Source organism: Aeromonas tecta, assembly GCF_000820185.1.
Classification (GTDB): Bacteria; Pseudomonadota; Gammaproteobacteria; order Enterobacterales; family Aeromonadaceae; genus Aeromonas; species Aeromonas tecta.
The window spans coordinates 95,594-117,891 of the sequence record NZ_CDCA01000028.1 but is presented as its reverse complement, the minus strand read 5'-3'; the positions used below and the strand labels follow the sequence as shown (position 1 = coordinate 117,891).

The 22,298-nt window shown below is 59.6% G+C and carries 18 protein-coding genes; 10 read left to right on the top strand and 8 right to left on the bottom strand.

Going from position 1 to position 22,298, the window contains the following annotated elements; all coding sequences use genetic code 11:
- Positions 1–78 precede the first annotated feature (78 nt).
- Positions 79–1,989, top strand: coding sequence for a methyl-accepting chemotaxis protein (locus tag BN1137_RS12255; protein ID WP_050718882.1), 1,911 nt, complete (start codon positions 79–81; stop codon positions 1,987–1,989).
- A 74-nt stretch (positions 1,990–2,063) separates the two neighbouring features.
- On the opposite strand, the gene BN1137_RS12250 is transcribed toward BN1137_RS12255, so the two are convergent.
- The 6 genes from BN1137_RS12250 to ampD all read right to left on the bottom strand — a co-directional run bounded on the left by BN1137_RS12250 (position 2,064) and on the right by ampD (position 11,118).
- Positions 2,064–3,020 carry a GGDEF domain-containing protein gene (locus BN1137_RS12250; RefSeq protein ID WP_050718881.1) on the bottom strand — a complete coding sequence of 319 codons (957 nt, stop codon included), beginning with the start codon at positions 3,018–3,020 and terminating at the stop codon, positions 2,064–2,066.
- A 129-nt stretch (positions 3,021–3,149) separates the two neighbouring features.
- The gene (gene lpdA, locus BN1137_RS12245; RefSeq protein ID WP_050718880.1) at positions 3,150–4,577 is read right to left on the bottom strand and encodes a dihydrolipoyl dehydrogenase; all 1,428 of its coding nucleotides are present in this window, start codon (positions 4,575–4,577) and stop codon (positions 3,150–3,152) included.
- 153 nt (positions 4,578–4,730) lie between these two features.
- On the bottom strand, positions 4,731–6,617 hold the full coding sequence (aceF, locus tag BN1137_RS12240; RefSeq protein ID WP_050718879.1) for a pyruvate dehydrogenase complex dihydrolipoyllysine-residue acetyltransferase: 1,887 nt from the start codon (positions 6,615–6,617) through the stop codon (positions 4,731–4,733).
- A 157-nt stretch (positions 6,618–6,774) separates the two neighbouring features.
- Positions 6,775–9,435, bottom strand: coding sequence for a pyruvate dehydrogenase (acetyl-transferring), homodimeric type (aceE, locus tag BN1137_RS12235; RefSeq protein WP_050718878.1), 2,661 nt, complete (start codon positions 9,433–9,435; stop codon positions 6,775–6,777).
- A gap of 70 nt (positions 9,436–9,505) precedes the next feature.
- Positions 9,506–10,270, bottom strand: coding sequence for a pyruvate dehydrogenase complex transcriptional repressor PdhR (gene pdhR / locus BN1137_RS12230; protein ID WP_050718877.1), 765 nt, complete (start codon positions 10,268–10,270; stop codon positions 9,506–9,508).
- 275 nt (positions 10,271–10,545) lie between these two features.
- Positions 10,546–11,118, bottom strand: coding sequence for a 1,6-anhydro-N-acetylmuramyl-L-alanine amidase AmpD (gene ampD / locus BN1137_RS12225; RefSeq protein ID WP_050718876.1), 573 nt, complete (start codon positions 11,116–11,118; stop codon positions 10,546–10,548).
- 135 nt (positions 11,119–11,253) lie between these two features.
- Here ampD and BN1137_RS12220 point away from each other — a divergent pair, with 135 nt between their 5' ends.
- The 9 genes from BN1137_RS12220 (at position 11,254) to yacG (ending at position 18,956) form a co-directional block, all read left to right on the top strand.
- A complete protein-coding gene (locus tag BN1137_RS12220; protein ID WP_050718875.1) occupies positions 11,254–11,724 on the top strand; it encodes a retropepsin-like aspartic protease family protein in 471 nt (156 codons plus the stop codon).
- Between the two features lie 3 nt (positions 11,725–11,727).
- Positions 11,728–12,585: a carboxylating nicotinate-nucleotide diphosphorylase gene (gene nadC, locus BN1137_RS12215; protein ID WP_050718874.1), complete on the top strand. Its 858-nt coding sequence runs from the start codon at positions 11,728–11,730 to the stop codon at positions 12,583–12,585.
- A gap of 319 nt (positions 12,586–12,904) precedes the next feature.
- Positions 12,905–13,327 carry a type IVa pilus major pilin TapA gene (gene tapA, locus BN1137_RS22010; RefSeq protein WP_083443455.1) on the top strand — a complete coding sequence of 141 codons (423 nt, stop codon included), beginning with the start codon at positions 12,905–12,907 and terminating at the stop codon, positions 13,325–13,327.
- An 11-nt stretch (positions 13,328–13,338) separates the two neighbouring features.
- Complete coding sequence (gene tapB, locus BN1137_RS12210; protein WP_050718873.1) at positions 13,339–15,045, top strand: PilB family type IVa pilus assembly ATPase TapB; 1,707 nt, start codon at positions 13,339–13,341, stop codon at positions 15,043–15,045.
- Positions 15,046–15,161: 116 nt separating this feature from the next.
- Positions 15,162–16,403 (top strand): type II secretion system F family protein, encoded by a 1,242-nt coding sequence (locus BN1137_RS12205; RefSeq protein ID WP_050719113.1) that lies wholly within the window; start codon positions 15,162–15,164, stop codon positions 16,401–16,403.
- Between the two features lie 87 nt (positions 16,404–16,490).
- Positions 16,491–17,363, top strand: a complete 873-nt coding sequence (locus tag BN1137_RS12200) for a prepilin peptidase (protein WP_050718872.1) — start codon at positions 16,491–16,493, stop codon at positions 17,361–17,363.
- Positions 17,364–17,377: 14 nt separating this feature from the next.
- Positions 17,378–17,992: a dephospho-CoA kinase gene (gene coaE, locus BN1137_RS12195; RefSeq protein WP_050718871.1), complete on the top strand. Its 615-nt coding sequence runs from the start codon at positions 17,378–17,380 to the stop codon at positions 17,990–17,992.
- A 37-nt stretch (positions 17,993–18,029) separates the two neighbouring features.
- Positions 18,030–18,752, top strand: coding sequence for a cell division protein ZapD (gene zapD, locus BN1137_RS12190; RefSeq protein ID WP_050718870.1), 723 nt, complete (start codon positions 18,030–18,032; stop codon positions 18,750–18,752).
- Positions 18,753–18,761: 9 nt separating this feature from the next.
- Positions 18,762–18,956 carry a DNA gyrase inhibitor YacG gene (gene yacG / locus BN1137_RS12185; protein ID WP_050718869.1) on the top strand — a complete coding sequence of 65 codons (195 nt, stop codon included), beginning with the start codon at positions 18,762–18,764 and terminating at the stop codon, positions 18,954–18,956.
- A 78-nt stretch (positions 18,957–19,034) separates the two neighbouring features.
- On the opposite strand, the gene mutT is transcribed toward yacG, so the two are convergent.
- Positions 19,035–19,451, bottom strand: coding sequence for an 8-oxo-dGTP diphosphatase MutT (gene mutT, locus BN1137_RS12180; RefSeq protein ID WP_050718868.1), 417 nt, complete (start codon positions 19,449–19,451; stop codon positions 19,035–19,037).
- 101 nt (positions 19,452–19,552) lie between these two features.
- Positions 19,553–22,273: a preprotein translocase subunit SecA gene (gene secA / locus BN1137_RS12175; RefSeq protein WP_050718867.1), complete on the bottom strand. Its 2,721-nt coding sequence runs from the start codon at positions 22,271–22,273 to the stop codon at positions 19,553–19,555.
- Positions 22,274–22,298: the final 25 nt, after the last annotated feature.

The following is a 22,298-nucleotide window of genomic DNA, read 5'->3' as shown; positions in this document are numbered from 1 at the left end:
CCCCTCATCACCTCAAGGGAGCCAACCCTCGGCCGCTAATATGAGCTCAACCTTTGGCCCACACTCCTGAGTCACCCTATGTTCGCAAGCCTGACACTCAAACAGAAAATTCTGGCCACCGTCATCCTGGCCGTGGCGCTCTCCTGCCTGCTGGTCGGCTACTTCAGCCAGCGCTCAGCCCAGCAGCTGATCGAGACCCGCATGTTCGAACAGGAGCTGCCGAACCTGACCCAGCGCATCGGCAAGGAGATCGAAAAAGATCTCACCTCGGTCGCCGGCGCCGCCAAGCAACTGGCCAACGATCGCTTCGTGCTGGATTGGGTTGCCCGTGGCATGCCCAAGGAGCAGGAGTCCATCCTCATCGAGCAGCTCAAAGACATGACCGCCCAGTATGGCTTGGTCACCGCCTCCTTCGCCGACCGGCAAAGCGCCGCTTACTACAACCAGGATGGCTTCCTGCGCGTTCTCAATCATGAGCAGGACAACTGGTTCTACGACTACACCAAGAGCCCGCAGGATCTTATGCTCAGCATCTTTCGCGAGAGCAACGGCGAGGTGAAGCTGTTCGTCAACTTCCAGCAACTCAATGGTCGCGGTCTGGCGGGGCTCGCCAAATCCCTCGACAGCATGGTCAGCATGCTCGCCAACTTCCGCATCGGTGACAGCGGCTTCGTGTTCATGACCGACGGCAGCGGCAAGGTGAAGCTGCACCCGGACGCCGCCCGCATCGATCGTGACAGTCTGCCCCAGCTGGCGGGCCCAGGCGCCAGCAGCCTTCTCATCAAGCAGCCGTTTGCCGCCACCCACGCCGAGGTAGACGGCCAGCCGGTGGTACTGGCGACCAGCTATATTCCGCTGCTCGACTGGTATCTGGTGGCCCAGGTACCGGAGGCCGAGATCTACGCCGAACTCAATAGCGCCAGACTGCACATCCTGCTGGTGAGCCTGGCGATCGCCGTCGGCATGGGACTGCTCGGCGTGCTGCTGGCAGGCTCCGTCAGCCGCCCGCTCAACGAGCTGGCGCGGCTGTTCCGCGAACTTGGCAGCGGTGACGGGGATCTGACCCAGCGCCTCAAGGTGGAAGGCCGGGACGAGCTGAGCCAGGTTGCCACCGGCTTCAACAACTTCGTCGCCAAGATCCATGGATCCATCGAGCAGGTGGCCAGCAACTCTCGCCAGCTCGCCGCCACCGCTAACGAGGTGGCCAAGCAGGCCCAACTGACCCAGCACAACTGCACCGCTCAGCGCGACCGCACCGTGCAGGTGGCCACCGCCATCCACGAGATGGGGGCTACCGTCGGCGAAATCGCCGGTAATGCGTCCCTGGCCGCCGACGTGGCCAAGCAGGCCAACGAGCAAGCCGATGCCGGCGCCCTGATGGTCGCCCAGGCTCGCCACGGCATCGTCGGGTTGTCGGACGAGATTGAACAGGTCTCTGGCGTCATCGAGTCCCTGGCTAACCAGACCGACTCCATCGGCAGCATACTCGACACCATCCGCAGCATCTCGGAGCAGACCAATCTGCTGGCGCTCAACGCCGCCATCGAGGCCGCCCGCGCCGGTGAACAGGGCCGTGGTTTCGCGGTGGTGGCCGACGAGGTGCGCAACCTCGCCAGCCGTTCCGCCGCCTCCACCGCCGAGATCCAGGGCATGATCAACCGCCTGCAGGAGCAGAGCGCCCGCGCCGTCAGCGCCATGACCCAGGGTCGTACCCAGAGTCTGGCGGTGGTGGCTCAGGCCGACGAGGCCGATGCGGCGCTTGGTCATATCACCGGTCACATCACCCAGATCAGCGACATGAACATCCAGGTCGCCACCGCCACCGAGGAGCAGTCCAGCGTGGTCGGCGAGATCAACCGCAACGTGGAGGACATCAACCAGCTGACCATGGAAACCGCCGACATCGCCCATCAGCTGACGGCGTCCAGCCGCAGCCTGCAACAGCTCTCCGGCGAGCTCGACAAGCTGGTCGGTAACTTCCGGTTGTAAGCCACTCGGATGCAAAAAAGGGGACGCCATGCGTCCCCTTTTTATTTGCTAGTGCCTGCGATGTCAGCGACTCGCTAGCCGCCCTTCTTGCGGTGATACATCTGCTTGTCAGCCTGTTGCAGCAACAGATCGAGGGCGGGCGGCAGCGCCGGATCGTAGTGGGCCACCCCGGTGGAGCAGATCAGCCGATAGGGCTTACCTGCCTCCCGATTGAAGGCCGCCAGCGCCTCATCGAAGCGAGCCAATACCCGTGGCACCAGCTCGGCGCCAATGCCCGGCAGCAACACCGCAAACTCGTCGCCCCCCAGCCGGGCGAAGATGTCCGCGTTGCGAAACACCCGTGACAACAGGGCTGCCATCTGCCGTAGCGCATCGTCGCCGACCTCGTGCCCCAGGCTGTCATTGATCTCCTTGAAGCGGTTGAGATCGAGAAACAGCAGGGTCGCCTCCCGCCCCTGTCGGTGGGAGAGCTGCAGGCACTTTTGCGCCAGCATGATGAAGCCGCGGCGATTGGTGATACCGGTCAGCTCGTCCAGGGTGGCCAGCTGGATAGCGGCCAGCTCGTGCTCCACCATACCCGCCAGATCCATCAGCAAGGCTCGCTCACGCTCACCCAGCTGGCGCGGCTTGCGATCGATGAGGCACAGGGTCCCCATCTTGTAGCCACCGGCGAGCTGCAGAGGGCAGCCCGCATAGAAGCGGATATGAGGATCCCCCAACACCAGCGGATTGTCGGCGAAGCGCAGATCCTGCGCCGCATCCTCCACCACGAAGATGTCATCGCCGAGGATGGCGTGACCACAGAAGGAGATGTCGCGCGGCGTCTCCTGTGCATCCAGCCCGCAGCGGGACTTGAACCATTGCCGCTCCTCGTCTACCAGAGAGATGAGCGAGATGGGCACCTCGAACATGTTGCGCGCCATCCGGGTGATGCGGTCGAACCGCTCCTCGGCGGAGGTGTCGAGAATGGCGAGGCGGCGCAAGGCATCGAGGCGCTGACGTTCGTGATCGGGCTGGGAAGGAACTTGCATGGGAGGGCCGCTGCTTGACGTGATGGGGCTCAGCATAGCAAACAGCCCCGAACAAATCTCTTTCTCATCGCGGAAAACAACAAAGCCGCTCATGGGAGCGGCTTTTTCATCACGGCAGGAAGAAGGAATTTATTTCTTCTTCTTGGCCTTGGCGTTCGGCAGATCGGTGATGGATCCTTCGTACACTTCGGCAGCCAGACCCACGGACTCGTGCAGAGTCGGGTGAGCGTGGATGGTCAGCGCCAAATCTTCGGCGTCGGCACCCATCTCGATGGCCAGACCGATCTCACCCAGCAGTTCCCCACCGTTGGTACCGACGATGGCACCACCGATGACACGATGGCTGTCCTTGTCGAAGATGAGCTTGGTCATGCCGTCGGAGCAATCGGACGCGATGGCGCGGCCGGAAGCAGCCCAGGGGAAGGTGGCGACTTCGAAGTTCAGGCCCTGTTGCTTGGCTTCCTTCTCGGTCAGACCAACCCAAGCCATCTCTGGCTCGGTGTAGGCGATGGACGGGATCACTTTCGGATCGAAGTAGTGCTTCTTGCCGGCGATGACTTCGGCCGCCACGTGGCCTTCGTGCACACCCTTGTGAGCCAGCATCGGCTGACCGACGATGTCACCGATGGCGTGGATGTGAGCGACGTTGGTACGCAGCTGCTTGTCCACTTCGATGAAACCGCGCTCGTTGACGGCAACACCGGCTTTCTCGGCGTCCATCAGCTTGCCATTCGGCACACGACCGACCGCGACCAGCACGTTGTCGTAGCGAACCGGCTCGGCCGGGGCGTGCTTGCCTTCGTAGGAGACGTACAGGCCGTCTTCACGAGCTTCAACTGCGGTGACCTTGGTCTCCAGCATGATGTTGAATTTCTTGGCAACACGCTTGGTGTAGATCTTGACGATATCTTTGTCGGCAGCCGGTACCAGCTGATCGGCAAATTCCACCACGTCGATCTCGGAACCCAGGGAGGAGTACACGGTACCCATCTCCAGACCGATGATGCCGCCACCGATGACCAGCAGCTTGCCCGGTACGGTAGTCAGTTCCAGCGCATCGGTTGAATCCCATACGCGCGGGTCATCATGAGGGATGAACGGCAGTTTCACCGGGCGGGAACCCGCGGCGATGATGGCGTTGTCGAAGGTGACTGTGGTCTTGCCGTCGTCCCCGGTTACTTCCAGGGTGTTCGGGCCGGTGAACTTGCCGAAGCCGTTCACAACCTGGACTTTACGCATCTTGGCCATACCGGCCAGACCGCCGGTCAGCTGGTTGATGACCTTCTCTTTCCACAGACGGACCTTGGTGATGTCGGTCTGGGGGGCACCGAAGACGATGCCGTGATCGGCCAGCGCCTTGGCTTCTTCGATGACTTTGGCGACGTGCAGCAGTGCCTTGGACGGGATGCAGCCCACGTTCAGGCAGACGCCACCCAGGGTGGAGTAACGCTCGACGATAACGGTATCCAGACCCAGATCGGCGGCACGGAAGGCAGCGGAATAACCGGCAGGGCCGGCACCCAGTACCACGACCTGAGTTTTGATTTCTTTACTCATCATGACCTCTTTGTCGTTCTATATCCCCGGACAGCACAGTCTTATGCCAAAGAAGGCGGCTGCAGCCGTGAAAAAAACGGGGCGATTTTATAATTTTGTTAATGAAATGAGAAGTGAAAAGGGCGAGCTCTGTGCTCGCCCTCTCATTTACATTTACAGAACCAGTCGACGAATGTCGGACAGCACGCCACTCAGGGTGGTGACGAAGCGAGCCCCGTCAGCACCGTCGATGACGCGGTGGTCATAGCTCAGAGCCAGCGGCAGCATCAGGCGCGGCACGAACTCTTTACCATTCCACTTCGGCTTCATCTCGGACTTGGAAACACCGAGGATCGCCACTTCCGGCGCGTTGACGATCGGGGTAAAGCTGGTACCGCCGATGCCACCCAGGCTGGAGATGGTGAAGCAACCGCCCTGCATGTCGGCAGCGGTCAGCTTGCCGGCACGGGCCTTCTTGGAGATCTCGGCCAGGTCACGGGACAGCTCATAGATGCCCTTCTTGTTGACGTCACGAACGACCGGAACGACCAGGCCCCCCGGAGTGTCAACCGCCACACCGATGTGGATGTACTTCTTCATGATCAGCTTGCTGCCGTCTTCGGACAGGGCGCTGCAGAAGCGTGGGTGCGCTTCCAGGGCCTTGGCGGCCGCTTTCAGGATGAACACCAGCGGGGTGATCTTCACATCCAGCTTCTGCTTCTCGGCCAGCATGTTCTGCTCTTTGCGGAACGCTTCCAGATCGGTGGTATCGGCTTCGTCGAACTGGGTGACATGCGGGATCATGGCCCAGTTGCGGTGCAGGGCAGGACCGGAGATCTTCTGGATCCGGGTCAGTTCCAGCTCTTCGACCGGGCCGAACTTGCTGAAATCAACCTTCGGCCATGGCAGCACTGTCATGCCGTTGCCATTGCCTTGACCGGCAGCCGGAGCGGACTCGGCGCGCTTGACCGCATCCTTCACATAAGCCTGCACGTCTTCTTTGACGATGCGACCCTTGCGACCGGAGGCTTTCACCTTGGCCAGGTTGACGCCGAACTCGCGCGCCAGACGACGCACGGCCGGAGAGGCGTGGACGTAGGCATCGTTGGCAACGAAGTCAGAGCCAGCAGCAGGTGCGGCGGCCTTGGCAACCGGCGCAGCGGCGACAGGAGCAGCTACGGGGGCAGCAGCCTGAGCAACCGGGGCGGCAGCAGGGGCGGCACCAGCCACTTCGAATACCATGATCAGGGAACCAGTGGAGACCTTGTCACCGGCCTTCACCTTGATTTCCTTGATGATACCGGCGAACGGCGCAGGTACTTCCATGGAGGCCTTGTCACCTTCGACCGCGATCAGGGACTGGTCGGCTTCGACCTTGTCACCCACGGCGACCATGATTTCGGTCACTTCCACTTCGTCACCGCCGATGTCCGGCACGTTGACTTCTTTGGCGGCGGCAGCGATAGGCGCAGCAGCCACAGGGGCGGCAGCCTGAACCGGCGCAGCGGCAGCAGCAGGCGCGGTGCCAGCCACTTCGAATACCATCACCAGGGAACCGGTGGAGACTTTGGCGCCGGCGGCAACCTTGATCTCGACCACGCGGCCCGCGAACGGCGCCGGGACTTCCATGGAAGCCTTGTCACCTTCTACGGCGATGATGGACTGATCGGCTTCAACCATGTCACCCACGGCAACCATCAGCTCGGTCACTTCGACTTCGTCGTCACCGATGTCTGGTACGTGCACGTCTTTGCGAGCGGCAGCAACGGGAGCGGCTGGCGCAGCGGCGGCAACCGGGGCAGCAGCCTGAACCGGTGCGGCGGTCGCGCCTTCGGCTTCGAAGATCATGATCTGGGAACCGGTAGCGACCTTGTCGCCTACCTTGATCAGGATCTCTTTGACGATACCGGCGGCAGGGGCCGGGACTTCCATGGAGGCTTTGTCACCTTCCACGGCGATCAGGGACTGGTCCAGTTCGACCTTGTCACCCACGGCGACCATGATTTCGGTCACTTCAACTTCATCGGCACCGATATCCGGTACCATAATCTGTTTGGACATTGTGCTTTATCCTCTTACGCGTCTGTCGCGTTAACCTTGGCAAAGGTCCGTTTGGCATATAAAACTCTGCAAAAACGGATAATTTCCCTTGCTTCTACTATCACGTGAACCGTGCAAGGAGCTGCCCGGCGCAATGCCGGACAGCTCCTTCGTTCTCTTACGCGTACAGCGGGTTAACCTTGTCGGCATCGATGCCGTATTTGGCGATGGCGTCGGCCACAACCTGCTTGTCGATCTCACCGCGCTTGGCCAGTTCGGTCAGGGCAGCAACGACGACATAGAACTCGTTCACTTCGAAGTGACGACGCAGGTTGGCACGGCTGTCGGAACGGCCGTAACCGTCGGTACCCAGTACACGGTAGTGCTCGGTCGGTACGAAGGCACGCACCTGCTCGGCGAAGGACTTCATGTAGTCGGTCGCGGCGATGGTGGCTTCGGAACCCAGCACTGAGGTGATGTAGGGTACGCGGGCGGCAGCGGTCGGGTGCAGCATGTTCCAGCGATCAACGTCCTGACCATCACGAGCCAGCTCGTTGAAGGAGGTCACGCTGAACACATCGGAACCCACGCCGTACTCGGTTGCCAGGATCTGGGCGGCGGTGCGCACGTGACCCAGGATGGAGCCACAACCCAGCAGCTGTACCTTGGCCTTGTTACCGGCCACGGATTCCAGCTTGTAGATACCCTTGCGAATACCTTCCTCGGCGCCTTCCGGCATGGCCGGCATGGCGTAGTTTTCGTTCAGGGTGGTGATGTAGTAGAAGACGTTCTCAGGCTTCTCACCGTACATGCGACGCAGGCCGTCTTGTACGATCACCGCTACTTCATAGGCGTAGGACGGATCGTAGGAGATGCAGTTCGGGATGGTGCCGGCCAGGATGTGGCTGTGACCATCTTCGTGCTGCAGACCTTCGCCGTTCAAGGTGGTACGACCGGAGGTCGCGCCCAGCAGGAAGCCACGGGCTTGCTGGTCACCTGCTGCCCACGCCATGTCGCCGATCCGCTGGAAGCCGAACATGGAGTAGTAGATGTAGAACGGGATCATCGGGCAATCGTTGGTGCTGTAAGAGGTTGCAGCAGCCAGCCAGGAGGACATGGCGCCCAGCTCGTTGATACCGTCTTGCAGAACCTGACCCTGCTTGTCTTCCTTGTAGTAGGAGACGATGTCACGGTCTTGCGGGGTGTATTGCTGACCGTGCGGGCTGTAGATGCCGATCTGACGGAACAGACCTTCCATCCCGAAGGTACGCGCTTCATCAGCCAGGATCGGAACGATGCGCTTGCCGATGGACTTGTCTTTCAGCAGCACGTTCAGGGAACGCACGAACGCCATGGTGGTGGAGATCTCGCGCGCCTGCTCACCCAGCAGCGGGCCGAAGGCATCCAGCGCCGGGATTTCCAGCTTGGTGGTGCTCTCGCGCAGACGGGTCGGTACATAGCCCTTCAGCGCGGCACGACGGGCGTGCAGGTACTTGTGCTCTTCGGTACCTTCTTCGATCTTCAGGTACGGCAACTCTTCCAGCTGCTCGTCGGTGACCGGCAGGCTGAAACGATCGCGCAGGTGACGCACTGAGCCCAGATCCATCTTCTTGACCTGGTGAGCGATGTTCTTGCCTTCGGCCGCTTCGCCCATGCCATAACCCTTGATGGTCTTGGCCAGGATGACGGTCGGCTTGCCCTTGGTCGCAGCGGCCTTGGAGAAGGCGGCGAACAGTTTACGGGGGTCGTGACCACCGCGGTTCAGGGCGAAGATTTCCTCGTCGGTCATGTCTTTGACCAGCGCGGCGGTTTCCGGGTAACGGTTGAAGAAGTGCTCACGCACATAACCGCCGTCACGGGACTTCATGGTCTGGTAATCACCATCCACGGTTTCGTTCATCAGCTGGATCAGCTTGCCGGAAGTGTCTTTCTTCAGCAGCTCATCCCACTTGCGACCCCAGATGACCTTGGTGACATCCCAACCGGCGCCGGAGAACAGGCCTTCCAGCTCGTTGATGACCTTGCCGTTACCGACAACAGGACCGTCCAGACGCTGCAGGTTGCAGTTGACCACGAAGACCAGGTTGTCGAGCTTTTCGCGCACGGCAACGGTCAGGGCACCCTTGGCTTCCGGCTCGTCCATCTCGCCATCACCCAGGAAGGCATAAACGGTCTGCTCGGAACAATCCTTGATACCACGGTCGGTCAGGTACTTCAGGAAGCGAGCCTGATAGATGGCGGCGATGGGGCCCAGACCCATGGAAACGGTCGGGAACTGCCAGAAGTCCGGCATCAGTTTCGGGTGCGGATAGGAAGGGATACCCTTGCCGTCCACTTCCTGACGGAAGTTGTCCAGCTGCTCTTCGGTCAGGCGACCTTCTGCAAATGCACGGGCGTAGATGCCCGGGGAGATGTGACCCTGGAAGTAAACCAGATCGCCACCGTCCTTCTCGCTGCGAGCGCGGAAGAAGTGGTTGTAGCAGACTTCATAGATGGTCGCGGAAGAGGCGAAGGAAGACATGTGACCGCCAAGGTCCAGATCTTTCTTGGAGGCACGCAGCACGATCATCATGGCATTCCAGCGGATGATGGCGCGAATGCGACGTTCCATCTCCAGGTCGCCCGGGTAAGCCGGTTCGTCGCTGGCAGGAATGGTGTTGATATAGTCGCGATTTGCCTTTTCAGCCACGTCCACACCGCTGATGCGGGCTTTCTCGGCCAGTTGTTCAAGGATGAACTGAGCGCGTTGCGGACCCTCTTCACGCAGCAGGGATTCCAGAGAGGCAAGCCACTCCAGCGTTTCTATCGGGTCCACATCGTTCTTCAGGATATCAGACATGGCTGGTTCCTATTGTTATTTGCACGGCGGTTAAGATGCGCAAGAATTCGACAATAAAGCCTTGTTAGGATTAGTTTTCCTGCTGACGGATCCGACGCATGGATCGCTGGATCCGGCTGTCTTCCCTCTGCATATCCAACAAGGTGTCCTCGATAAAGGCCAGGTGCTCATGACAAGCTGCCCTGGCCCGCTCCGGAGCCCCCGACAGGATAGCCTCGATCAGTGACGCACGATGGCGACGGATCTTGGCGACCACTCCCGGACGGCGATTCAAAATCTCATTATTTCGTAAAATATTCTGTTCGAGCATGGGACCCATGGCCCGCAACAGGTGCAGCAGCACCACGTTGTGGGAGGCCTCGGCGACCGCCAGATAGAACTGGGTGACGGCGGCAGATTCAGCCACCAGCGATCCCAGCTGACCCGCCTCTTCAATGGCGGATTGCGCCAGGCGAATGCGTTCGAAATCGGCCTCAGTCCCCCGCAGCGCAGCATAGTAGGCACAGATGCCTTCCAGCGCGTGACGAAACTCCAGCAGATCGTACTGGGCCTCCGGGTGGGTGCTGAGCAGCTCGAACAGCGGATCGGCGATCCCCTTGCTCAGGGCATTTTGCACATAGGTGCCGCCGCCCTGACGACGATACAAGAGTCCTCTGGCTTCCAAACGCTGGATGGCTTCGCGCAGCGATGGGCGCGAAACCTGAAACTGGATGGCGAGTTCGCGCTCGGGCGGCAGTTTCTGCCCCGGCTGCAAGCTGCCTTCCAGAATCATGCTTTCCAGCTCGGCGACGATGGCGTCGGCCAGCTTGGGCTGAGTAATCTTGATATAGGGCATGGGGCTACTTTGTTAAATTGGTATTACCAATTCTATGATTGGGGCGAAAATTAGCAGAGGGGCTGGGAAAAGTCCACCCGAAATATGATCTGAATCAAGATTGAACGGCACCACTTTAGGGGTAAAAGAAGGGAATTATGACCTAGCTCATAGAAAATGGTCTGACCAATATTTATGACGTCTTTCACAGATAACATTTGGCCAACAGTATGAAAAATGGCTCACCCTAAAGGCAAGCCATTGATTTTAAAAACACAAACTTATGTTTGCAACTTTCACTTAAAGTTGAGCATTTGCCGGTATCGCAGCCATTCGAAACTGGCCCCAGGGTCCGTCTTGCGGCCCGGCGCTATGTCACAGTGACCGACGATACGATCGGATGTGATGGCGGGATAATGGCGTGAGATGGCCCGACTGAGGCCGGCTAGTGCCTCATATTGTGCGTCGCAATAGGGCAGCTCGTCGGTGCCTTCCAGTTCGATGCCGATGGAGAAGTCGTTACACGCCTCCCTCCCCTCCCAACTCGACACCCCGGCATGCCATGCGCGAGCGCCGAATGGCACGTACTGCACCAGCTCACCGTCCCGCCGGATCAGGCAATGAGCCGACACCTTCAGCTGATGAATGTCGGCAAAATAGGGGTGAACGGCGGGATCTAGCCTCCCCAGAAACAGATCATCGATCCAGGGGCCACCGAACTGGCCGGGCGGCAGGCTGATGCCATGCACCACCAGCAGGGAGATGTCATCCGGGCTGCCCCGTTCATTGTGATGGGGTGAGGGCACCCGGCGGGCCTGTTCGCACCAGCCGTCGCTATCGATGGAAAAAAAGGCTTTGGGCTGCGTCATCGTCTGCTCGATTCACATGGAAATAGGTACCCGTCGCCGGGTCGCCGTCCTCGTAATAAGCCGGGAACAAGCATCTGAATTCATAGGTAAAACTATGTTAGGCTGAACCATCGTCCGCAAGGTACTGGATCCCATATGCACCCGATGGCACGCCGTCTCTGGCTACTGGCCTGGCTCTCTCTGCTGGGGTTATTGACGCTCTACTTCTATTCCAGCGCCAAACCCACGGTGACCGCCAGTGGCGATCTGCTGCTCAAAGCCGACGCCAGCGGCCATTATCGTCTGGAGGGTGCCATCAACGGCCAGCCGGTGCAACTGCTGCTGGACACCGGCGCCACCCGGGTGACGGTACCGAGCCAGGTCGCGGCCCGTCTCGGCCTCGTCGCCACCGGCAGTAGCCGGGTCAATACGGCGGCAGGGCAGATCCAAGTCCAGACCAGCCAGATCGAAAGCCTAGCGATGGGCCCACTGACCCTGTACGATTTGTCCGTATTTATCAATCCGGCGGCCGACGGGGAGGAGATCCTGGTGGGCATGAATGCCCTCGGCCGGCTGGAATTGCGCCAAAGAGACAGGCAGTTGCTACTCAGACCCTTGCAGGAATAAGGCATGTTACAACAGGACATCAGCCGCGCCGTGCGCGCCGCACTACTCGAAGATTTGGGCAACGCCCTCACCGCGCTGGATCAACCGGATGCCAGCGCCGACATCACCGCCCAGCTGATCCCGGCCGATCGGATGTCGACCGCCAGGGTCATTACCCGCGAGGCGGGCGTATTTTGTGGTCAACCCTGGGTCGATGAGGTGTTTTCCCAGCTCGGCGGTGAAGTGCAGGTAGAGTGGCTGGTGCAAGACGGCGAGCGCCTCTCCCCCAATCAGGAACTGTTTCGCCTGCATGGCCCAGCCCGCGTATTGCTGACTGGGGAGCGCAACGCATTGAATTTCGTGCAGACCCTATCCGGCGTCGCCACCCTTACCGCCCGTTATGTAGCCGAACTGGAAGGGACCGACTGCCGTCTGCTCGACACCCGCAAGACCCTTCCCGGCCTTCGCAGCGCGCAGAAATATGCCGTCACCTGCGGTGGTGGCAAGAACCATCGTATCGGCCTCTATGATGCGTATCTCATCAAGGAGAACCACATCCTCGCCTGTGGCGGTATCAAGGAGGCCGTCACCCAGGCTCGCCACCTCAACCCGGGCAAACCGGTGGAAGTGGAAGTCGAGTCGCTGGGCGAGCTGGAACAAGCGCTGGCGGCTAATGCCGACATCGTCATGCTGGATAACTTTGACGTGCCCATGATGGAAGCAGCTGTTGCTGTGAATCAGGGTCGCGCCAAGCTGGAGGTGTCTGGCAACGTCACGCTCGAGACCCTGGCCGAGTACGCCGCTACCGGCGTCGACTTTATCTCGGTAGGCGCATTGACCAAGCATGTGCAGGCACTGGATCTGTCGATGCGCTTTATCTGAAACCGCTTGGAGCAGAGCCATTCACTTGAACCTGCCAGATATTACAGGACTCGAAACTTGCAAAAGGCGCCACAGGCGCCTTTTCTTTATGCAGGATCCAACGACATAAGGAATGTGAAGATGGGGCCGCCCTCCGTAACCAAGAGTCATTAGAAGCTTTTTAAGCTTTGATTTTTATATAATTTTCACTAAATGAGAGAAAAGTGGTTAACAAGGTGGCTACCTCTGTTGCCAACCAGAAGCGCTCGGATAAGATACTGTCGTGTGGATAGATTTCCACCAGCACTTTTCAGGAACCATGGACAAAAGGATATTTGACATGAAGAAACAGTCAGGGTTTACGCTAATCGAATTGATGATCGTGGTTGCGATCGTCGCCATTCTGGCCGCCATCGCCTTGCCGGCTTATCAGACCTATACCCAAAAGGCCCGATTTACTGAAGTCATATCGGCAACCTCCCCATATAAAGCGGCTATAGAGATATGTGCTCAAACAACGGCTGCTGGCAACGGAGCTCTTAGCGCTTGTGATGCGGGAACCAATGGCGTACCAGCCGCTATCAGTGCAGCGAATGGTAATGTTGCATCAGTAGCTGTTGATGACACTACCAATGCAATCACTGCGACAGGAACAGCAGCCGTTGGTGGATGGACCTATGTGCTGACCCCCACCGTGACCACTGGTAAAGTTAATTGGGCTGTTGCGAGTGCATCAACCTGTATTACCCCAGGCATTTGCTGATTTATTAGCCAATGACCTCTAGCCCCAACAGCGGCCTGGCTACCAGCCTGGCCGCTTCCTCTCTCCTCAGTGAGCCAGACTCACAACGCTATCTGAGCCAGGCCAAGGCGCAGCGCAAGCCCTTTGTTACCTTCCTGATTGAAAACGACATCCTCGACAGCAAGGCGCTGGCCGATTTCTGCGAGCTGGAATATGGGGTACCTCTGCTGGATCTTGCCGCCTTCGATTTGGCCGAGATCCCGCAGAAATACCTCAATCAAAAGTTGATTGAAAAACACCATGTCCTGCCCATCTATACCCAGGGCCACACCCTCTATATCGCCATGTCGGATCCAACTAATGTATCGGCATTGGAAGATTTTGGTTTCAGCTTCGGTCTGCACACCGAAGCCTTACTGGTTGAAGAAAGCAAGCTGACCACCGCCATCGGCAAGCTGATGGAGAATGAGCAAGACGCCCTCGGCATGGATGACATCGACGAGTCCGAGATTTCGGAACTTGAAGTCTCCGATGAAGGCTCGCGGCTCGATGAGAGCGTCAATACCGCAGATGACGATGCTCCCATCGTCAAGTACATCAACAAGATCATGATGGATGCCATCAAGCGGGGCGCCTCGGATCTGCATTTCGAACCCTACGAGACCAAGTACCGGATCCGCTTTCGGATCGATGGCATTTTGCATGAGGTAGCCACCCCGCCGGTCAACCTGGCCAACCGCTTCTCCGCCCGTCTCAAGGTGATGGCACGGCTCGATATCGCCGAGCGTCGTCTGCCGCAGGATGGTCGGATCAAACTCAAGCTCTCACGCAGCAGATCCATGGACATGCGGGTCAACACCCTGCCGACCATGTGGGGCGAAAAGATAGTCATTCGGCTGCTCGATTCATCGGCGGCGCGGCTCAACATCGATCAGCTCGGTTTTGACGACAGGCAGAAGACCCAATACCTGAACGCCCTCTCCAAACCTCAAGGCATGATCCTGGTCACCGGCCCCACCGGTTCGGGTAAAACGGTATCGCTCTATACCGGCCTCAACATTCTCAATACCAACGAGGTCAATATCTCCACCGCCGAAGACCCGGTTGAGATAAACCTGCCAGGGGTCAATCAGGTGCAGATTAATCCCAAGGCAGGGCTCACCTTCGCTGGCGCCCTGCGATCCTTCCTACGTCAGGATCCGGATGTCGTCATGGTGGGCGAGATCCGCGATCTCGAAACCGCCGAGATTGCCATCAAGGCCTCCCAAACCGGCCACCTGGTGCTGTCGACCCTCCACACCAATTCGGCGGCCGAGACCCTGACCCGGATGATGAACATGGGTGTCCCCGCCTTCAACATCGCCTCTTCGGTCACCCTTATCATGGCTCAGCGTCTCGCCCGCAAGCTGTGCGATCACTGCAAGGCCCCCGAGCTGGTACCCGATGCCGAGCTGCTGGAGCTGGGCTTCAGCTCACAACAACTGGCTGCTGGATTGCGACTGTTCAAGCCAGTCGGCTGCAAGGAGTGCTCGGGGGGATACAGAGGGCGAGTCGGTATTTATGAAATCATGATCATGTCCGAAAACATCGCGAAATTGATCATGCAGGGGGCTAATTCATTACAGATAGCCGCCATTGCCCAGAAAGAAGGCATGCGAAATTTGCGTACCTCCGGCCTGGAAAAAGCACGACTGGGTGTCACCAGCCTGGCCGAGATCAACCGGATCACCACCAACTAGACTCACGGTTTACAGTTCATTCACCCGGGTGAGGCCACTGCGCCCCCTGGTCACAAGGGACGCCGGATAGGGAGTTGTATCATCCGGCCACCGTCGCCCAATTGCAGGATGCAGTGATGGCTACAATCGCACAAAAACAAAACGTCCCCAAAAAGGTCTTCTCATTCCGCTGGCACGGGGTCAATCGCAAGGGACAAAAGGTCTCCGGCGAATTGCAGGCCGACACCATCAACACCGTCAAGATTGAGCTGCGCAAGCAGGGTGTCAACGTCACCAAGGTCAGCAAGCAGAGCCAGGGGATGTTTTCCAAGGGCGGCGCCAAGATCAAGCCGATGGACATCGCCGTCATCTCCCGCCAGATCACTACCATGCTCTCCGCCGGCGTGCCGCTGGTGCAAAGCTTGCAGATCATCGCCCGTGGCCACGAGAAGGCGGCGGTGCGTGAGCTGATCGGCCAGATCGCCGCCGACGTCGAAACCGGTACCCCCATGTCAGACGCGCTGCGCCGCCACCCTCGCCACTTTGATGCGCTCTATTGCGATCTGGTGGAAGCAGGGGAGCAATCCGGCGCACTGGAAACCATCTACGACAGGATCGCCATCTACCGCGAGAAGAGCGAGGCACTCAAGTCCAAGATCAAGAAGGCACTGTTCTACCCGGCCATGGTCATCCTGGTGGCCATCGTCGTCACCTCCATACTGTTGCTGTTCGTCATCCCCCAGTTCGAGGACATCTTCAAAAGCTTTGGCGCCGAGCTCCCGGCGTTCACCCGTTTCGTCATCGGCATCTCCCGCTTCATGCAGGACTGGTGGTATGCAATCTTTGGCGGCATCGCCCTGGCCATCTTTCTCTACGTGCGGGCCTGGCGCAGCTCCCAGAAGGTGCGCGACAACACCGACAAATTCGTCTTAACCATTCCCATCGTCGGCGCCATCCTGCACAAGGCGGCCATGGCCCGCTTCGCCCGCACCCTTTCCACCACCTTCTCCGCCGGCATCCCGCTGGTCGATGCCCTGGTCTCGTCTGCCGGTGCTTCTGGCAACTACGTCTATCGCACCGCCATCATGGCCATTCGTAACGAGGTGGTGGCCGGCATGCAGATCAACGTCGCCATGCGCACCGTGGATCTCTTCCCCGACATGGTGATCCAGATGGTGATGATAGGTGAGGAGTCCGGCGCCATCGATGACATGCTCTCCAAGGTGGCAACCATCTTCGAACAGGAGGTGGACGACATGGTCGACGGCCTCACCAGCCTGCTCGAGCCCCTCATCATGGTGGTGCTCGGGGTGCTGGTCGGCGGCATGGTAGTCGCCATGTACCTGCCCATCTTCAAGCTTGGCTCTGTGATACACTGACCAGCGACCAGATGACCCGCCCAGCCGACCTCGCTCGACTCGGGCGTGGTCATTGGCAACTCTCTTTTCCAACACAAACGGTTGATTATGGCGTTTCTGATCGAACTGGCCCACGGCCTGCCTTGGCTCTATCTCTCCCTGATTTTTCTCTTCACTCTGATGATCGGCAGCTTCCTCAATGTGGTGATCCATCGTCTGCCCATCATGCTGGAGCGAGATTGGCACGCCGAATACCGCAGCTACTTCGACACCGATAGCGAAACCGCCCCCACTGCCCCCTACAACCTGATAGTGCCGCGCTCCGCCTGCCCTCACTGCGGTCACGCCATCACGGCCACCGAAAACATCCCGCTGCTGAGCTGGCTCTGGCTCAAGGGACGCTGCCGGGCGTGCAAGGCCCCCATCTCGGCCCGCTATCCACTGGTCGAATTGCTGACCGCCCTGCTGTCGGTTGCCGTGGCGGCAACCTTGCCGCCAGGTTGGGGCACCCTGGCGGCCCTGGTGCTGACCTGGGTGCTGGTCGCGCTGACCTTCATCGATCTGGACAAGATGCTGCTGCCGGATCAACTCACCCTGCCGCTGTTGTGGGGCGGCTTGCTGTTCAACCTGCTGGGGGGCTTCGTCTCGCTGGGGGATGCAGTCATCGGCGCCATGGCCGGCTATCTGGTGCTCTGGTTCCTCTATTGGGCCTTCAAGCTGCTCACCGGCAAGGAAGGGATGGGCTATGGCGACTTCAAGTTGCTGGCCGCCCTCGGCGCCTGGCTGGGCTGGCAAGCGCTGCCCATAGTGTTGCTGCTCTCCTCCCTGGTCGGGGCCATCATCGGCATCGGGCTCATCGCACTGCGTAAACACCATCAGGCCAACCCCATCCCCTTTGGCCCCTATCTCGCCATTGCGGGCTGGGCAGCGCTGCTGTGGGGCGATAGCATCACCCGCTGGTATCTGAACGCCGTTCTCTGAAGGAGTCTCTGACAATGTATGTGGTAGCAATTACCGGCGGGATCGGCAGCGGCAAGACCACCATCGCCAACCAGTTTGCAGCCCTCGGCATCGAGGTGGTCGATGCCGATCTAATCGCCCGCGAGGTAGTGGAACCCGGCACCCCGGCGCTGGCCGCCATCGTCAGCCATTTTGGCAGCGACATCCTCAATGCGCAGGGCGAGCTGGACAGACGCGCCCTGCGCGAACGCATCTTCAACCACCCAGAAGACAAATTGTGGTTGAATGCACTGCTTCATCCAGTCATTCGCAGTGAAATGCTGCACCAATGCGCCGCAGCCAGTTCCCCCTACTGCCTGCTGGTCGTCCCCTTGCTGGTCGAAAACAAGCTCACCGGCCTGGCCGACCGAGTGCTGGTCATTGACGTGGATGAGGCAACCCAGATCGAGCGCACCTGTCGCCGGGACGGGGTGAGCCGGGCACAGGCAGAGGCCATACTGGCTGCCCAGGCCAGCCGGGCCGAGCGCCTCGCGGCCGCCGATGACGTACTGGACAACCAGAGTGGTGCGAGTGAGACCATCCAGGCGCAGATTTTGGCGCTGCACGAAACATATCTGGCATTTGCCTCTCAACAAGCCCGCCAAGTGTGAGTACACTAGGCCGGTTTATGGCTGGCCAGGATTAGGCATGATTTACGATTTTCCCCTCAATGAAAAAAGCCGGACCTATCTTCGTCTGGAGTCCCTGTTTGCCCAGATCCGCGACAATCTGGAGAGTGACCAGCCTTGGGCACACATCGCCTTCTTCAAGGGGTTGTTCGATCTGCAGGAGCTGCTGGAACGCGGCGATCTGCGTGCCGATCTGATCAAGGATCTGGAGCGACTCGGCCAGCGTCTGAGCCATTGGGCCAGCCTGCCGGAGGTCGACCTCGAACAGATCCAGCGGATGCAGCAGGAAAGCACCCAGCTCTCCCGCAGTCTGCTCAGCTCGCCTCGCCCCGGCGCGCGCCTGAAAGAGGATCGCCTGCTCGGCTCCATCCGCCAGCGTTTCTCCATTCCGGGCGGCCTGTGCGCCTTCGACGTGCCCCAGCTCCATCACTGGCTGGCAACCACGGCGGTCACCCGCCACCAGCAGATGCAACTGTGGCTCAGCGACATCACCCTGCTGATGAACACCATCACCCTGCTGCTGCGCCTGTGGCGCGAGTCCGGCAACTTCAGCGATCAGGTCGCCAGCAATGGCTTCTTCCAGGATACCGCCGAGGGGGCCGAGCTTATCCGCATCCGCATCCCCGGCAGCCAATCCTGCTATCCGACCCTGAGCGGTCACAAGAACCGGTTCGCCCTGCGCTTCCTGTCAACGACAGAGCAGCAGATCGGCGACGTTCCCTTCCAGCTCGCCTGCTGCTAAGGAGAAAAAATGGTTACCAAGGTAAAGTGCCCGACCTGCCAAACCGAGGTTGAATGGACCCCGGAACATCCGTTTCGCCCCTTCTGCAGCAAACGCTGCCAGCTGATCGATCTCGGTGAATGGGCCGATGAAGAGAAGCGTATTCCCGGCGAGATCAACCCGGAGCTGTTGCCCTACCCCGAGGAAGGGGAACAGTGGCAATAAGCCAGAGATGAAAAAGGGCCCTTGCGGCCCTTTTTTGATCTTCGTCGATCTCGGCGTCATGTCGCCAGAGGTGGCGGCTTAGCCTTGTGACTTTTCCAATGCCTCTTGCAGGCGCGCTACTATCGGGCCATTGGCATCCGGGAACTGATACTCGTGCAAGGCGGTCAGCGGCACCCAACGGCACTCCTGCCCCTCTTTGCCAAAGGGCTCACCGCTGAAGCGGGTCACCTTCCAAATATCCAGCAACACCTGCTTGTCGGGATAATCGTGGTGCAGCTCCATGAAGGGCGCACAATCCTGTACCCGGATCCCGATCTCCTCCCACAGCTCCCTGTCCAGCGCGGTGAGCAAGTCTTCTCCTGACTCCACCTTGCCCCCCGGAAACTCCCAGCGATCGCCCTGATGGCGGTCTGAGGAGCGTTTGGCGAGGAAGATCTCGCCCTTCTCATTCTCGATGACGCCGACCGCCACCCAGATCCGTTTCTTCGGTTCCATCTCTGTCCTCACTCTAGCCAGCGCGCTTCCTGTGCCACCCAGCCGGGTGGCCCTGAAATGAATGCACCGCCCGGAGGCGGTGCATCAATCATGACAACGGATCAGGTCAACTGACCGTGGCAATGCTTGTATTTCTTGCCGGAGCCGCAGGGGCAAGGGTCGTTGCGGCCCACCTTCTGCTCGTCACGCACGAAGGTCACCGGCGCAGCTTCCGCCTCGCCCTCTTCGTCCGCCAGCTGGTTCTCGGCGGCGGCATGGGTGTAGGTGCGAGGCGCCGCTTCCGCCTGCTGGCGCTGGTGCTCCTCCATCGCTTCCACGTCGCGCTCCTGTACTTGTACCCGGCTCAGTATGCTGACCACGTCGCGCTTGAGGGTTTCCAGCATCTGGGTGAACAGATCGAAGGACTCGCGCTTGTACTCCTGCTTGGGGTTCTTCTGGGCGTAGCCGCGCAGATGAATGCCCTGACGCAGGTGATCCATGGCCGCCAGATGCTCCTTCCACAGGCCATCCAGGGTTTGCAGCATCACTGCCTTCTCGAAGTTGCGCAGCACATCGACGCCGACCAGCTCCTGCTTGTGGGCATAGAGTCGGGTGGCTTCTTCCAGGATGCGCTCGCGCAGCTTCTCTTCATACAGCTTGTCGTCTTCCGCTAGCCACTGCTGCAACGGCAAGTCGAGCGAGAAGTCGGCCTTCAGGCGCGCTTCCAGACCCGGCACATCCCACATCTCTTCCAGAGACTGGGGCGGAATGTACTCGTCGATCACCGCACCATAGACGTCGTCACGGATGACATGGATGGTATCGGAGATGTCGTTGGTATCCAGCAGCTCGTTACGCTGCTCATAGACCACTTTACGCTGATCATTCGCTACGTCATCGAATTCCAGCAGGTTTTTACGGATGTCGAAGTTGCGGCCTTCCACCTTGCGCTGGGCATTCTCGATGGCCTTGGTCACCCAGGGATGCTCGATGGCCTCGCCCTCTTCCATACCCAACTTTTTCATCATGTTGGTCACGCGATCGGAGGCGAAGATCCGCATCAGGGTATCTTCCATGGAGAGATAAAAACGCGAGGAACCTGGGTCACCCTGACGACCGGAACGGCCGCGCAACTGGTTGTCGATACGACGGGATTCGTGACGCTCGGTACCTATGATGTGCAGACCGCCGGCGGCCAGTACCTCATCGTGGCGTACCTGCCAGGCGGCTTTGATCTCACGGATTTGTTCGTCGGTCGGGTTTTCCAGCGCGGCGATCTCGGCCTGCCAGTTACCCCCCAGCACGATGTCGGTACCCCGACCGGCCATGTTGGTGGCGATGGTCACGGCGCCGAGTTGACCGGCCTGGGCAACGATCTCCGCCTCCATTGCGTGGAACTTGGCGTTCAGCACCTTGTGCGGGATGTTCTCCTTGGTGAGGATGCCGGACAGCAGCTCGGAGTTCTCGATGGAGACGGTACCCACCAGCACCGGCTGGCCACGGGAGACGCAACCGCGAATGTCTTCGACGATAGCGGCATACTTCTCTTGTGCCGTTAGATAGACCAGATCGCCCATGTCCTTGCGCACCATCGGCTTGTTGGTCGGAATGACCACGGTATCCAGACCATAGATCTGCTGGAATTCGAAGGCTTCGGTGTCGGCAGTACCCGTCATCCCCGCCAGCTTGTCGTACAGGCGGAAGTAGTTCTGGAAGGTGATGGAGGCCAGGGTCTGGTTCTCGTTCTGGATCTTGACCCCTTCCTTCGCCTCGACGGCCTGGTGCAGGCCATCGGACCAGCGACGACCCGGCATGGTACGACCGGTGTGTTCATCGACGATGACGATCTCGTCCTTCTGGACGATGTAGTCGACGTTGCGCTCGAACAGGGTGTGGGCGCGCAGGCCGGCGTTGACGTGATGCAACAGGCTGATGTTGGTGGCAGAGAACAGGGAGTCATCTTCCGCCAGCAGCCCCTCTTTCTTGAGCAGCTCTTCCACGAAGATCTGGCCGTTCTCGGTCAGCAGGGCCTGACGGTTCTTCTCGTCCACCGTGTAGTGGCCGTCACCGGTGTACTCCTCGGAGTCTTCCTTGTCCTGCTTGACCAGCAGCGGGATCAGCTTGTTGACCTGGATGTACATGGCGGAGCTGTCTTCCGCCGGGCCGGAGATGATGAGCGGGGTACGGGCTTCATCGATCAGCACGGAATCCACCTCATCCACCAGCGCGTAGTTGAGCGGACGCTGCACGCGCTGCTCCGGCGAGAACGCCATGTTGTCGCGCAGGTAGTCAAAACCGAATTCGTTGTTGGTACCGTAGGTGATGTCGGCGGCATAAGCGTCGCGCTTCTGGGACGCATCCATGCCGGGCACGTTGCAGTCCACCGTCATGCCGAGGAAGGTGAACAGCGGGCGGTTCGCCTCGGCATCACGCTTGGCCAAGTAATCGTTCACCGTCACCACGTGCACGCCGCGGCCGGTCAGGGCATTCAGATACGCCGGCAGGGTGGCCGTCAGCGTCTTACCTTCACCGGTTTTCATTTCGGCGATGCGGTTGGAGTTGAGCACGATGCCGCCGATCAGCTGCACGTCGAAATGACGCATGCCAAACACCCGACGGGACGCTTCACGCACGGTGGCGAACGCTTCCGGCAACAACTGCTCCAGCGTCTCACCCTGCTCCAGACGCTGGCGATACTCAGCGGTCTTGGCCTGCAGCTCTTGATCGGACAGTGCCTCGAACTGAGGCTCCATCGCATTGATCTGTTTTACAATTTTGCGCAAAGCCTTGAGCGTTCTGTCGTTCCGGCTGCCGATAATCTTGGTGAGCAGTGTGCTAATCATGGGTACCAACTGTTTTGGTTATATT

Coding starts and splice junctions, on each gene's coding strand:
- coaE (WP_050718871.1), top strand. CDS start 17,378: ATGTATGTGGTAGCAATTACCGGCGGGATCGGCAGCGGCAAGACCACC.
- BN1137_RS12205 (WP_050719113.1), top strand. CDS start 15,162: ATGGCTACAATCGCACAAAAACAAAACGTCCCCAAAAAGGTCTTCTCA.
- pdhR (WP_050718877.1), bottom strand. CDS start 10,270: ATGCCCTATATCAAGATTACTCAGCCCAAGCTGGCCGACGCCATCGTC.
- tapB (WP_050718873.1), top strand. CDS start 13,339: ATGACCTCTAGCCCCAACAGCGGCCTGGCTACCAGCCTGGCCGCTTCC.
- nadC (WP_050718874.1), top strand. CDS start 11,728: ATGTTACAACAGGACATCAGCCGCGCCGTGCGCGCCGCACTACTCGAA.
- lpdA (WP_050718880.1), bottom strand. CDS start 4,577: ATGAGTAAAGAAATCAAAACTCAGGTCGTGGTACTGGGTGCCGGCCCT.
- aceE (WP_050718878.1), bottom strand. CDS start 9,435: ATGTCTGATATCCTGAAGAACGATGTGGACCCGATAGAAACGCTGGAG.
- BN1137_RS12220 (WP_050718875.1), top strand. CDS start 11,254: ATGCACCCGATGGCACGCCGTCTCTGGCTACTGGCCTGGCTCTCTCTG.
- secA (WP_050718867.1), bottom strand. CDS start 22,273: ATGATTAGCACACTGCTCACCAAGATTATCGGCAGCCGGAACGACAGA.
- BN1137_RS12255 (WP_050718882.1), top strand. CDS start 79: ATGTTCGCAAGCCTGACACTCAAACAGAAAATTCTGGCCACCGTCATC.
- yacG (WP_050718869.1), top strand. CDS start 18,762: ATGGTTACCAAGGTAAAGTGCCCGACCTGCCAAACCGAGGTTGAATGG.
- aceF (WP_050718879.1), bottom strand. CDS start 6,617: ATGTCCAAACAGATTATGGTACCGGATATCGGTGCCGATGAAGTTGAA.
- mutT (WP_050718868.1), bottom strand. CDS start 19,451: ATGGAACCGAAGAAACGGATCTGGGTGGCGGTCGGCGTCATCGAGAAT.
- BN1137_RS12250 (WP_050718881.1), bottom strand. CDS start 3,020: ATGCAAGTTCCTTCCCAGCCCGATCACGAACGTCAGCGCCTCGATGCC.
- zapD (WP_050718870.1), top strand. CDS start 18,030: ATGATTTACGATTTTCCCCTCAATGAAAAAAGCCGGACCTATCTTCGT.
- BN1137_RS12200 (WP_050718872.1), top strand. CDS start 16,491: ATGGCGTTTCTGATCGAACTGGCCCACGGCCTGCCTTGGCTCTATCTC.
- tapA (WP_083443455.1), top strand. CDS start 12,905: ATGAAGAAACAGTCAGGGTTTACGCTAATCGAATTGATGATCGTGGTT.
- ampD (WP_050718876.1), bottom strand. CDS start 11,118: ATGACGCAGCCCAAAGCCTTTTTTTCCATCGATAGCGACGGCTGGTGC.